Genomic DNA, 12,856 nt, shown 5'->3' with positions numbered 1-12,856 from the left:
GTCCGCGGGCGGCCCCGCCAGAACACCTCCATGTCGGACGATGCCGCAGACCCGCTGAAGCTCATCGCGCTCGACGCCGATGATTTGGCGATCGTTTCAACGCACCTTCAGGATGCTGTCCTGAAGGTGGCGGATATCGTCTGGCTGCCGGCCGAGAAGCGCTTCGCGCTCGCCGCGCGCCGCTTCGACTGGGAGGGGGTGTCGCAAGGCCAGCGCCGCCGTCGCCTGTCCGCCCTGCATTTCGACCGTGTCTTGACGGTGCGCAGCACGAAGATCGACAAGGCTGCACCTGATCAGGTGCTGAGCCTGCTGGCGATCGGCTTCGCCGAACGAGACACCCCCGCCGGCGACGTCACGCTGCATTTCTCCGATGGCGCTGCGATCCGCCTCGAAGTCGAGTGCATCGAAGCGCAGATGAAGGATCTCGGTCCCGTCTGGGAGGCGCTGGCGACGCCGGGGCACCCGGACGGCCCCTGAGCCGTTTCCTGAAGATTCAAGACACCCCCGGGGAGAGCGATGCCGACCAGGCTCGACGACCGCAGCGCCGCCTTCGAGCGCGAGTTCCTTGATCTGCTGTCGGCCAAGCGGGAGGTCTCAGAGGAGGTCGATCGCGTCGTCGCGGACATCATCGCCGAGGTGCGTGAGCATGGCGATGCTGCCGTCATCGACTATACGCAACGCTTCGATCAGCTCGCGCTCACGCCGCAGGCGTTGCGGGTTTCGGCGGACGAGATCGACGCCGCGGTCGCCGCCTGTCCGCCCGCACAGATCGCGGCACTGGAGACCGCCCGGGACCGCATCGAGGCCTATCACGTTCACCAGAAGCCGCAGGACGCCTGGTTCACGGATGGGGCCGGCGTCCAGAGCGGTTGGCGCTGGAGCGCCATCGAGGCGGTCGGCCTTTACGTGCCTGGCGGCACGGCGAGCTATCCCTCCTCCGTGCTGATGAACGCCGTGCCCGCGAAGGTCGCCGGCGTCGATCGTGTGGTCATGGTCGCTCCGACGCCGCGCGGCGAAACCAACCCTCTCGTGCTCGCGGCGGCGCATCTGGCCGGCGTGGACGAGATCTACCGCATCGGCGGGGCGCAGGCCGTGGCCGCGCTGGCCTATGGCACGGCCAGCATTGCCCCGGTCGCCAAGATCGTCGGCCCTGGTAACGCCTATGTCGCCGCCGCCAAGCGCCGGGTCTTCGGCCAGGTCGGCATCGACATGATCGCCGGTCCTTCCGAAGTCCTGGTCATCGCGGACGGCACCGCCAATCCCGACTGGATCGCCGCCGATCTGCTCGCCCAGGCCGAGCACGACGTCTCGGCTCAGTCGATCCTGATGACCGACGATGCCGGCCTCGCCGACGAGGTCGAGAAGGCGATCCGCGCGCAGTTGCAGACGCTGCCCCGCGCCGCCATCGCTGCGAAGAGCTGGGATGATTTCGGCGCGATCCTGCTGGTCTCGGACCTCGAACGGGCGGTGCCGCTGGTCGACCGGCTGGCTCCTGAACATCTCGAGATCATGACGGCCGATCCCGACCGTCTCTCCGGCATGATCCGGAATGCCGGGGCGATCTTCCTCGGCGGCCACACGCCCGAGGCGATCGGCGACTATGTCGGCGGTCCCAACCACGTGCTGCCGACGGCTCGCTCGGCCCGCTTTTCCTCGGGGCTCGGCGTGCTCGACTTCATGAAGCGGACGTCGCTGCTGAAATGCGGCTCCGAAGGGTTGCGTGCTCTCGCGCCGGCGGCAACGCAACTCGCCGAAGCCGAGGGCTTGCAGGCCCATGGCCGTTCCGTGACGATCAGGCTGAATCGCTGAGCGCGGCACATCCGCCGCGACAGGGACCGGAGGTGTGATGCTTCAAGCCGATCCACCCGCGAAGCACCGCCTGCTGGGCGTCACGCTCGACCCCTCGTCGCTCGGCGGCGGCTCTGCCGATCAGGAGCATGAACGCGCGGTCGCGATCTACGATCTGATCGAACGCAATCGCTTTGCGCTGCCCGGCCATGACGGCGGCCCCTATCTCGCGCATCTGGCCTTGGTCGAGCGGAGACTGGCCTTCGAGATCAAGGAGGCGGACGGCTCTCCCGTTGTCACCCATCATCTCTCGCTCACGCCGTTCCGCCGGATCGTCAAGGACTACGCGATGGTGTGCGAGAGCTACTATGCCGCCATTCGCACGGCGACGCCCTCGCAGATCGAGGCGATCGACATGGGGCGCCGCGGTCTCCACGACGAGGCGGCGGGCATCCTGGTCGACCGTCTCGCCACTAAGGTCGAGATCGACTTCGACACCGCTAGGCGACTGTTCACGCTCATCTACGCGCTGCATTGGAAGGGCTGAGCGCTTGGAGCGGGCTTCCTCGCGCAAGATCCAGAGCGTGCTGTTCATCTGCGCGCACAATGCGGTGCGCTCCCCGATGGCCGAGGCGATGGCCAAGCACTTCTTCGGCAAGTCGGTCTATGTCCAGTCCGCGGGTGCGCGCCGCGGCGAGGTCGACGCCTTCGCGCTGGCCGTGCTCGACGAGATCGGCATCGATGCACACCGGCACAAGCCGAAATCGGTCGAGGAGTTGGAGGAGTGGGAGGGTCTCAACTTCGACCTGATCATCTCGCTTTCGCCGGAGGCCCATCACAAGGCGCTGGACCTCACGCGAACGGTCGCTGCCGAAGTCGAGTACTGGCCGACGGTTGACCCCACGGCGGTTCAAGGTTCGCGCGACCAGGTCATGGACGCCTATCGCGAGGTGCGAGACGGGCTGATGCGCAGGATCAAGGCTCGCCTGACCTCCTGAGTCGGCGGAACATTATGCGACGAGATGTCGCGGGGCGTTGGTCAGCAGGGCTGGCCGGCGACATCGCTGCAATCATGGGTTGATCGCGCCGACAAGTGTCCTCGTGACGACGAATTCCGCCCGTCTTGGCTGCGTTTTTTGCGAGCCGGATAAGTGATTGCGCTGGGCCGTTGAGCGCGGGCGGACGCCGCCGCGGGGTTCCTGCAATCCAGCGTTGCCGCCGTCGAGGCTTTGGCTACGACTCGCCAGGCGCGCCCGGGTTTGGGACGCGCCGCCTGGGTCCGACGCTAAAGGACCCCTTAACCTAAACCGTTTCAATTGAGCGCGTCTGCTGGGGGACTGCGGGCGGTCGTCTAGCGTTCGGGCAATCCATGGAATCGAGAATGATGATCCAGGCCCCTGCGAACCGGGCATTGTCCGGCCGCGAGCGCGCCGCACTATGCGTCATGTTCCTCGCCAGTCTCGTCATTGCTCCACTCGCATTGCCGGGCGCCTCGCCGGGGCAGCGGGAGCCCCTCGCCATCGTCTTTCCGCCCTGGGTCTCGGCCGACGAGGCCATCACGCGCAGCCTTTCCGCCGGATATCCGGTGCTGCGTTCGGGGCGTTCGTCCTTCGTCGTGATCGCGGCGCCGGTCGAAGCCGCCTCGGCGGTCAGGCCGCAAGGCGCTGTCCTGGTGTTGACGCTCGCCGGCCTTGCCGGATGCCTCGATGCGGCAGCAACGGAGCCCGCAGCGTCATGACCTGGACCCTCGACGTCGTTCGCCAGCGGGTGGCCTGCGTCCTGTTGGGCCTCGCCTTCCTGCATGTGCCCATCGTCGCCCTGGCCTTCTGGCTGCGCGGCGAGAACGGCTTGCTGCCGGTCGCCTTGGCTTTCGTGCTCGCGGCCGGGGGGCTCCTGCTCTATGCGACCCGCGGCGCGGCCACGCTGACCCAACTCTTCATGGCCATTACATTGATCGGACAGGTTTCGATCATGGTGTTCAGCTTTGCCGGTCACCCCTGGCAGCCGGACATGCACATGTATTACTTCGCGATCCTGGCCTTGCTCGCCGGTTTCTGCGACTGGCGCCCTATCGTCATGGGCGCCGCCCTGACGGCGGTCCACCACCTCGTCCTGCAATATGTGCTGCCTTCGGCCGTATTCTATCAGGGCGGCAGTCTGCTGCGCGTTCTCCTGCACGCGGTCATCGTCATCATGGAGACCTCGTTCCTGGCGACGATCGCGGTGATCATGGAGCGCATGTTCCGGATGAATGCGGAAAGCCTAGCGCTGGCCCGCGAGACTGCCGAGCGCGAGCGGGCTGCGGGCGAAGGCGAGAGGCGTCTGGCCGACGAACTCAGCCGGCGTGCACAGACGCTCCGCGAGATTGTCGCCGGCTTCCATGCCAAGATGGAGCTGGAGATGGCCGTGCTCGATCGTTCGGCCGACGTCATGCAGGGAGAGGCCGTGGCCTTGATCGGAACCTCGGATCAGGCCCGGCGCCAGACGGTCATGGTATCGGACGCGACATCCGAGACGATGTCGGGCATCGACCATCTCTCTGCTGCCAGCAACGAGCTGGCAGTCTCGATTGCCGAAATCGGACGGAACGTCTCGCATTCGGCCGAGGGCTCGACGACGGCGGCAGAACTCGCCCGGAAGGCCAGTGGCGAGATCGAGATTCTCGCCCGCAACAGCGAGAATGTCGGGGCGGTGGTGGATCTGATCCGGGGTATCGCGGCGCAGACCAGCCTGCTCGCCCTCAACGCGACGATCGAGGCGGCTCGCGCCGGCGAGATGGGGCGCGGCTTCGCCGTGGTCGCCAGCGAGGTCAAGACCCTGTCGGCCCAAACTGCCAAGGCGACCGATGAGGTTTCCGCACAGATCGGTGCCATGCAGGAAGCTTCGCAGCGGTCTCTCAAGGCGATCCGCGACATCGTGACGGCGATCGGCGATGTCGAGCGTGTTGCGGATGCGATCTCGGTCTCGGTGCAGCAGCAGGGCGAGGCGACCTCGGAGATCGCGCATCAGGTCCGGATGTCCTTCGAGGGCGCGCGGCGCAGCGCCGATATCGTCGGCAGCTTCGAGGCGATGACCGAAGGCGCCCACGACGCTGCTCGGCAGGTACAGGACTCAGCTGATCAGCTTGCCGCCCAGGCGCGCAGCATCCGCGAGGAGGTCGCGGCGTTCTGCGAGCGCGTCGCGGCGGCCTGACCCTCTACCAGCCCCGGCCCGGGCCGATCGGCCCGACCCCGAGCCAATCGCCGAGCGTCGCAGCGATATCGGCAAAGCTTTCGCGCCGGCCGAGCGGCTTGGGCGCGATGCCGGGCCCGAAGGCCAGGATCGGCACGTGCTCGCGGGTATGGTCCGTGCCCGGCCAGGTCGGGTCGTTGCCATGGTCGGCCGTGATGATCGCGAGGTCGCCGGGCCGCAGCGCCGCGTCCAGCTGTGGCAGCATCGCGTCGAAGGCTTCCAGCGCCGCCGCGTAACCCGGTACATCGCGACGATGGCCGTACTCCGTGTCGAAATCGACGAGATTGACGAAGCAGAAGCCGCCCTCAGCCAGGCGTTCCCAGGCCGTCAGCGCGGCCTCGAACATCGCCGCGTTGCCGATTGGCTTGATCTCTTCCCCCGTCGCACGATGGGCGAAGATGTCGCCGATCTTCCCGACGGTGATCACCTTGCGTCGGCGCGCCGCCAGACGGTCGAGGATCGTCTCGCCCGGCGGTGGGATGGCGAAATCCTTGCGCTTGCCGGTCCGCGTGTAGCCAGTCTCGGCCGTGCCGATGAAGGGCCGCGCGATGACGCGCCCGATCCGGAGCGGATCGACGAGCGTGCGGACCTTGCCGCAGAGCGCATAAAGCCGCTCCAGCCCGAAATGCTCCTCATGCGCGGCAATCTGCAGCACGGAATCGACGGAGGTATAGCAGATCGGCTTTCCAGTCCGGATGTGCTCATCTGCCAGCTCGTCGATGATGGCGGTGCCTGAGGCGTGCTTGTTGCCGAGGATGCCGGGGAGCTCTCCCTCCCGGATGATGGCGGCGACCAGTTCGCGCGGGAACGAATTTTCCAGTGCGGTGAAATAGCCCCATTTGAACGGCACCGGGCAGCCGGCGATTTCCCAGTGGCCGGATGGCGTGTCCTTGCCCTGGCTCCGCTCGACGCCATAGCCGTGCTGCCCGGCAGGCATGGCCGGCTTCGCGGCGCCGGCGAGCGGCCGGCCCGTAGAAGCCTCATACGCATGGGCGAGGCCCAGCCGCACGAGGTTCGGTAGGGCGAGCGGCCCGCTGCGCAGGCCTGCGCGATCGCCGCGCCCATCGGCGCAGGCTTCCGCGATATGGCCGAGCGTGTCCGCGCCCTCGTCGCCATAGAGATGCGCGTCCTCGGCTCCGCCGCAGCCGACGGAATCGAGCACGATCAGGATCGCGCGCGCCATGTTCAGTCCCTCACGGCGGCGCTTCCGGCCGGCTCGAGGTTGAGCGCTGCGGCCAGCAGCGCCTGCGTGTAGGCTTCGCGCGGTTGCGAGAAGATGGTCTCGGCCGCACCTTCCTCGACGATCTTGCCGTTCTGCATCACCAGCACGCGATGGGCCATCGCCCGTACGACCTTCAGATCGTGGCTGATGAATAGGTAGCCGAGCCTGCGCCGCGCCTGCAGGTCGCGCAGCAATTCGACGATCTGCACCTGCACCGACATGTCGAGCGCCGAGGTCGGCTCGTCGAGCACGACGAACTTCGGATCGAGCGCCATGGCGCGCGCGATCGCGATGCGCTGGCGCTGGCCGCCGGAGAACTCGTGCGGGTAGCGGTCCATCGCGGAAGGGTCCAGCCCGACATCGCTCAGCGCTTGCGCCACGACCTCGCGGCGCTCCGCATAGCTCTGCTGCCTGGCCTGGACGGTCAGCCCCTCGGCGACGATCTCCGCCACCGACATGCGCGGCGAGAGCGAGCCGTACGGGTCCTGGAAGACGACCTGGAGATCCTTGCGCTTCGGCCGCACGGCCGAACTCGACAGGCCGTCGATGCGATCGCCCAGGAAGACGATCGGTCCCTCCGAAGAAATCAGCCTGAGGATGGCGAGTCCCAGCGTCGTCTTGCCCGAGCCGGATTCGCCGACGACGCCGAGCGTCTCGCCTTCGCGCACCTTGACTGCGATGCCGTCGACCGCCTTCACATGGCCGGTCGTCTTGCGCAGGAAACCGCTCTTGATCGGGAACCAGACCTTGATCGGTCCGGCCTCGACCAGCGTTGCTGCATCCGCGGGAACGGGGGCAGGGCGGCCTTTCGGCTCGGCGGCGAGCAGGCGCTGCGTGTAGGCGTGCTGCGGATCGCCGAAGATCTCCGCCACCGGCCCCTGCTCGACGATCTGGCCCTTCAGCATGACGCAGACCCGGTCGGCGATGCGGCGGACGATGCCGAGATCATGGGTGATGAACAGCATCGCCATGCCGAGCCGCTCCTGCAGCTCCTTCAGCAGCTTCAGGATCTGCGCCTGCACGGTGACGTCGAGCGCCGTGGTCGGCTCGTCGGCGATCAGCAGGTCCGGCTCGTTGGCGAGCGCCATCGCGATCATCACGCGCTGGCGCTGGCCGCCCGAGAGCTGGTGCGGATAGGCGTCGAGCCGGCTCGCCGCATCGCGGATGCCGACGAGTTCGAGCAGTTCGAGCGTGCGCGCCCGCGCGCCTTCGCCGCGAAATCCCTTGTGCAGCTCGAGGATCTCGCCGATCTGCCGCTGGATCGTGTGCAGCGGGTTGAGCGAGGTCATCGGCTCCTGGAACACCATGGTGATGTCATTGCCGCGCACCTTGCGCATCGCGTCCTCGTCGGCCGCGATCAGGTCCTGCCCGCCGAACAGCACCTTGCCGGAGGGGTGATGGGCCGAAGGGTAGTTCAGCAGCTTCAGGATCGACAGCGCCGAGACAGACTTGCCCGAACCGGACTCGCCGACGATGGCCAGCGTCTCGCCCTTGGCGATCTGGAACGAGACCCGGTCGACGGCCAGAGTCTCGCGCCCACCCTGGCGGAAGGCGACGGAGAGGTCCTGGACGGAGAGGAGGGGGGCGGTCATGCGAAAGTCTTCCGCGGGTCGAAGGCATCACGCACCGCCTCGCCGATGAAGATCAGCAGCGACAGCATCAGCGCGATCACGACGAAGCCGGAGAGGCCGAGCCAGGGTGCCTGCAGGTTCGACTTGCCCTGGGCCAGCAACTCACCGAGCGAGGGCGAGCCGGGCGGCAGGCCGAAGCCGAGGAAGTCGAGCGAGGTCAGCGTGGTGATCGATCCGTTCAGGATGAAGGGCAGGAAGGTCAGCGTCGCCACCATCGCGTTCGGCAGCAGGTGCTTGATCATGATCGCGCGGTTCGAGAGCCCCAGCGCTCGCGCGGCGCGGACATATTCGAAATTGCGCGCCCTCAGGAACTCGGCCCGGACGACACCGACGAGCGCTACCCAGGAGAACAGCAGGAGGATGCCGAGCAGCACGAAGAAACTCGGCGTGATGATCGCGGCCACGATGATGAGCAGATAGAGCGCCGGGATCGAGGTCCAGATCTCGATGACGCGCTGGAAGATCAGGTCGGTCCAGCCGCCGAAATAGCCCTGGATCGCCCCCGCCGTGATGCCGATCACCGAGGAGAAGCCGCACAGGATGAGCCCGAACAGGATCGAGATGCGGAAACCGTAGATCAGCCGCGCGACGACATCGCGGCCCTGGTCGTCTGTGCCGAGCCAGTTCCATTCGAGGTCGCGGCAGCCGGTACCGCCGGTCCGTTCGGCAATGGCGCGGCACTGCTCGTCCTTGAGCATCCAGGTCGGTGGGGCAGGGGCGGGTACCGGCAGGTCGAGGTTGTGCGTGCGATAGCTGTAGCGGATCGGCGGCCAGACCGCGAAGCCGTTGGCGTCGATCTCCTTGGCGATGACCGGGTCGCGATAGTCGGTGGTCGCGAGGAAGCCGCCGAACTTCTCCTCGGGATAGTTCACGGCGACCGGGAACAGCCATTCGCCCTTGTAGCGCACGATCAGAGGCCGGTCGTTCGCCAGGAACTCCGCGAACAGCGACAGTACGAACAGCGTCAGGAAGATCCAGAGCGACCACCAGCCGCGCTTGTTCGCCTTGAAGTTGTTCAGCCTGCGCCGATTGATCGGCGAGAGCTTGAGCCAGCCCTGGCTCGCTTCGGGCGGGGCATGCACGGCCGCACTGCGCAGGGCGGGCGGCGGCACATCGATCAGCGTGTCGCTCATCTCAGGTCTCCCGCGTCTCGAAATCGATGCGGGGATCGACCCAGGTGTAAGTCAGGTCGGTGATGAGATGCACGATGAGGCCAATCAGCGAGAAGATGTAGAGATTGGCGAAGACGACCGGATAGTCGCGGTTGACGATCGCCTCAAAGGACAAGAGCCCTAGCCCGTCGAGCGAGAAGATCGTCTCGATCAGGAGCGAGCCGGCAAAGAGCGCATGCACGAAGGCGCCCGGAAAGCCCGCGATCACGATCAGCATCGCATTGCGGAAGACATGGCCGTAGAGCACGCCGCGCTCGGACAGCCCTTTCATGCGTGCCGTCAGCACGTATTGCTTGCGGATCTCGTCGAGGAACGAGTTCTTCGTCAGCAAGGTCGAGGTCGCGAAGGCACCGAGCGCCATCGCGGTCACCGGCAGGGCGATATGCCAGAGATAGTCCGTGACCTTCCCGAAGAAGGAGAGCTCCGAGAAATTGTCGGAATAGAGCCCGCGCAGCGGGAAGATCTGCCAGAACGAGCCACCCGCGAAGAGCACGATCAGGAGGATCGCGAACAGGAAACCCGGAATGGCGTAGCCGATGATCACGACGGCGCTGGTCCAGGTGTCGAAGCGCGAGCCGTCCTTGACTGCCTTGCGGATGCCGAGCGGAATCGAGATCGCGTAGGAGAGCAGCGTCATCCACAGGCCCAGCGAGATCGAGACCGGCAGTTTTTCCTTGATCAGCTGCAGCACCGGCGCGTCACGGAAATAGCTGCGTCCGAAATCGAAGCGGATGTAGTCGCCGAGCATCTTGGTGAAGCGCTCATGAGCCGGCTTGTCGAAGCCGAACTGCTTCTCCAGCTCCTTGATGAAGGCGGGGTCGAGCCCCTGCGCGCCACGATAGGACGACGCATCGCCTGCGGCCTGCGCGCCGGCATCGCCGCCGGAGCCGCCGCCGACGCGGTCGGAGGCACCGCTATTCGGGTTCTGGAGCTGCGAAATCACGCGTTCCACCGGTCCACCCGGTGCGAACTGTACGATAACGAACGAGATCAGCAGGATGCCGAACAGCGTCGGCACCATCAGCGCGAGACGCCGGGCGATGTAGCTCAGCATGCCGCTTTATGCCTTCCCGATCCGTTTCGCCTTCTCGGCGTTGTACCACCAGATCGAAGGCGCGCCGGAGCCGTATTTCGGCTTGGTCTGCGGCCTATCGAACATGTCCCAATAGGCCAGCCATTCCTCGTCGTTCCACCACATCGGGATCCAGTAGCGCCCGGCCCGCAGCAGACGATCGAGGCATTTCGCGGCGACGACGACCTTGGCGTAGCTGTCGGCCTGGCCGATCGCCTCGATCATCGCGTCTATGGCGGGATCGCTGACGCCGCCGACATTGCGTGAGCCGCGGGTCTTGGCCGCTTCCGAGCCATAGACGATGCGCAGCGAGTCGCTCGGGATAGCACTGCCGCCGAGCGCGCGGCTGATGATGTCGAAATCGAATTCGTCGAGGCGACGCTGGTATTGGGCGCCGTCGACGATGCGGGAGGTGGCGTTGATGCCAAGCCGCTTGAGATTAGCCTGGAAGGGCTGGGTATGCGGTTGCAGCGCGCCCTGCGAGTCGAGGAACTCGATCTCGAAGGGCTGGCCATTCGGCAGCTTCAGGACATTGCCGTCGCGCTTGCAGCCGGCTGCGCGCAGCATCTCGTCGGCGCGGCGCAACAGGGCGCGGTCACTGCCCGAGCCGTCCGAGACCGGCGGCAGCCAGGGCTCGCCGAAGACCTCGTCCGGAACCTTGCCGCGGAACGGCTCGAGCAGCGCGAGTTCCTCCGGCGAAGGCTTGCCGACGGCCTTCGAATCCGAGTTCTCGAAATAGGACGTCATCCGCTCGTAGAAGCCGAACATGATGGTCTTGCGCGTCCACTCGAAATCGAAGCAGAGCCCGAGCGCCTCGCGAATGCGCGGATCGGCGAATTTCTCCCGCCGGAGATTGTAGATCCAGCCCTGCGAGCCGACAGGGTCGGTCTTCGGCAGGGCCTCCTTCTTGACCTTGCCTTCATGGACGGCCGGGAAGTCGTAGCCCGTCGCCCAGATGCGCGAGGTGAATTCCTGCTGGAAGGTGATGACGCCGCTCTTGAACGCTTCGAACGCCACCTGCCGGTCGCGGAAATACTCCCAGCGGACGCGGTCGAAGTTGTTGACGCCGATATTCACCGGCAGATCCTTGGCCCAGTAGTCGGTGACGCGCTCGAATTCGATGAATCGGCCCTGCTCGAAGCGGCCGACCTTGTACGCGCCCGAGCCCAGCGGCGGCTCCAGAGTCGAGGCTTCGAAATTCCGGGTCGACCAGAATTTCTCAGAGAAGACCGGCAGGCCGGCGACGACGAGATGCAGGTCGCGGCTGCGCTTGGGCGAAAGCTGCGCGACGAAGATGTCGTCGCTTTCCGCTTTGGCCGAGACCAATTCGTTCAGGATCAGCCGAAAGGAGGGGTGTCCCTTGGTCTTCAGGATATTCATCGAGAAGGCGACATCGGCAGCGGTGACGCGTGTGCCGTCATGGAAGCGCGCCTCCGGCCGGAGCCGGAAGCGATAGGTCAACTTGTCCGGCGAGACAGAGACGCTCTTCGCCAGCAATCCGTAGAGGGTGCCGGGCTCGTCCCCCGATCCGGTCATCAGGCTGTCGAAGCAGGCATCCATGCCGGCCGCGCCGTCGCCCTGCAGGACGAAGGTGTTGAGCGTGTTGAAGGTGTCGAAGCTCTGGTTGCCGCTGGCCTGCTTGATCTGGATCGTCAGCGTCCCGCCCTTGGGGGCCTTGGGATTTACATAGGGAAAATGCGGGAAATCCGGCGGGAGTCCGAGCTCGCCGAAGGTCGAGAGTCCGTGCAGCTCCGCTTCCTGGGCGAAGGCGCGCCCGCCCACGCCCGGCAGCGCCGCTCCCGCCGCCGCGAGCGCAGCGGCTTCCAGAACTCTGCGGCGGCTGATGCGGGTCGTCATCGTATCGCGTCTCCTCGTCGGCCGGGCTTCTCGCGAATCGCCCTGAATCATGTCGCCTGCCCGGCGAGCGGGCGCAACCATGACACTCGACGCCATGGTGGCGGCAACACCATGGCGTGCGCAAGCAAAAGCCGGGCAAAGGAAAAGCCGGGCACTGGGCCCGGCTTCACGAATTCATCAGCTCTGCGGGGAAAGCCGCTCAGGGCTTCGGCAGCGGCTTCGGCGCGTCGGCCAGGGTGTTGAGGTAAGCCACGACATCGGCGCGCTGGTCTGGCTTGGTCATTCCGGCGAAGGCCATGATCGTGCCGGGCAGGTATGCCTTGGGGTTCTTCAGGAAGCCGTCGAGCTGCTCGGCCTCCCACTTCTCGCTCGACTTGCCCTTCATCGCGGCCGAATAGGCGAAGCCTTCGACATGGGCCTTCTCGCGGCCATAGACGTCGAAGAGATGCGGGCCGATCTTGTTGGCGCCGCCCTTCTCGAAGGTGTGGCAGGCCTTGCAGGCGCCGATGGCCTTCTCGCCGCGGGCCGGATCGGCCTTGGCGAGGCGAACTGCGATCGGCTCGTCGGCGGCGGGAGCCGCGGCGGCACCGGCCGAGCCGCTGGCTTCCGCGCTCGGCAGGTCGAAGCCCGGCACGGCGGGCTTCTTCGGTGCGAACACGATGCCGGCGACCATGTTGAGGCTCATCACCACCAGAAGCGTGGAGAGTGCCGCACCGGCGATCTTGTTGGTTTCGATATCCATCGTATCCGAACCCTCGGCCGCCGGCGCAGGACGCAGGAGGCAATACAGCGCATAGGCCGGAGCCTCGCGGCGCCGACACACGAGCGTTGCTTAACCGCTTTGCGCGCTTCATTGCAACTCGTATAAGCACGCTCCGCTTTG

General features: G+C 66.2%; 12 protein-coding genes. 6 read left to right on the top strand and 6 right to left on the bottom strand.

The window, feature by feature from the left end; all coding sequences use genetic code 11:
- The first annotated feature begins 30 nt into the window (after positions 1-30).
- From VGN82_RS20925 to VGN82_RS20900, 6 genes are all read left to right on the top strand, one after another.
- Positions 31-477, top strand: coding sequence for a DUF2948 family protein (locus tag VGN82_RS20925; RefSeq protein ID WP_327528973.1), 447 nt, complete (start codon positions 31-33; stop codon positions 475-477).
- Positions 478-516: 39 nt separating this feature from the next.
- On the top strand, positions 517-1,809 hold the full coding sequence (gene hisD / locus VGN82_RS20920) for a histidinol dehydrogenase (RefSeq protein ID WP_327528972.1): 1,293 nt from the start codon (positions 517-519) through the stop codon (positions 1,807-1,809).
- A gap of 37 nt (positions 1,810-1,846) precedes the next feature.
- Complete coding sequence (locus VGN82_RS20915; RefSeq protein ID WP_327528971.1) at positions 1,847-2,335, top strand: UPF0262 family protein; 489 nt, start codon at positions 1,847-1,849, stop codon at positions 2,333-2,335.
- A 4-nt stretch (positions 2,336-2,339) separates the two neighbouring features.
- Complete coding sequence (locus VGN82_RS20910; RefSeq protein ID WP_327528970.1) at positions 2,340-2,786, top strand: arsenate reductase ArsC; 447 nt, start codon at positions 2,340-2,342, stop codon at positions 2,784-2,786.
- Positions 2,787-3,169: 383 nt separating this feature from the next.
- Complete coding sequence (locus tag VGN82_RS20905) at positions 3,170-3,526, top strand: hypothetical protein (RefSeq protein ID WP_327528969.1); 357 nt, start codon at positions 3,170-3,172, stop codon at positions 3,524-3,526.
- Positions 3,523-4,980 carry a methyl-accepting chemotaxis protein gene (locus tag VGN82_RS20900; protein WP_327528968.1) on the top strand — a complete coding sequence of 486 codons (1,458 nt, stop codon included), beginning with the start codon at positions 3,523-3,525 and terminating at the stop codon, positions 4,978-4,980. Before VGN82_RS20905 ends, VGN82_RS20900 begins: the two co-directional genes overlap by 4 nt.
- A gap of 4 nt (positions 4,981-4,984) precedes the next feature.
- On the opposite strand, the gene VGN82_RS20895 is transcribed toward VGN82_RS20900, so the two are convergent.
- The 6 genes from VGN82_RS20895 to VGN82_RS20870 all read right to left on the bottom strand — a co-directional run bounded on the left by VGN82_RS20895 (position 4,985) and on the right by VGN82_RS20870 (position 12,715).
- Positions 4,985-6,202: a phosphopentomutase gene (locus tag VGN82_RS20895; protein ID WP_327528967.1), complete on the bottom strand. Its 1,218-nt coding sequence runs from the start codon at positions 6,200-6,202 to the stop codon at positions 4,985-4,987.
- 2 nt (positions 6,203-6,204) lie between these two features.
- Positions 6,205-7,833, bottom strand: coding sequence for an ABC transporter ATP-binding protein (locus VGN82_RS20890; RefSeq protein ID WP_327528966.1), 1,629 nt, complete (start codon positions 7,831-7,833; stop codon positions 6,205-6,207).
- A complete protein-coding gene (locus tag VGN82_RS20885; RefSeq protein WP_327528965.1) occupies positions 7,830-9,005 on the bottom strand; it encodes an ABC transporter permease in 1,176 nt (391 codons plus the stop codon). The genes VGN82_RS20890 and VGN82_RS20885 overlap by 4 nt, the downstream gene beginning before the upstream one ends.
- Before the next feature lies 1 nt (position 9,006).
- Entirely contained in the window at positions 9,007-10,098 is a 1,092-nt protein-coding gene (locus VGN82_RS20880) for a microcin C ABC transporter permease YejB (protein ID WP_327528964.1), read from the bottom strand.
- A gap of 6 nt (positions 10,099-10,104) precedes the next feature.
- Positions 10,105-11,973 carry an extracellular solute-binding protein gene (locus tag VGN82_RS20875; RefSeq protein ID WP_327528963.1) on the bottom strand — a complete coding sequence of 623 codons (1,869 nt, stop codon included), beginning with the start codon at positions 11,971-11,973 and terminating at the stop codon, positions 10,105-10,107.
- A 199-nt stretch (positions 11,974-12,172) separates the two neighbouring features.
- The gene (locus VGN82_RS20870) at positions 12,173-12,715 is read right to left on the bottom strand and encodes a c-type cytochrome (protein ID WP_327528962.1); all 543 of its coding nucleotides are present in this window, start codon (positions 12,713-12,715) and stop codon (positions 12,173-12,175) included.
- Positions 12,716-12,856: the final 141 nt, after the last annotated feature.

This window comes from Allobosea sp., from assembly GCF_035999205.1.
Taxonomy (GTDB): Bacteria; Pseudomonadota; Alphaproteobacteria; order Rhizobiales; family Beijerinckiaceae; genus Allobosea.
The sequence above is the reverse complement of the archived record's forward strand: the minus strand, read 5'-3'. Positions and strand labels throughout refer to the sequence as shown.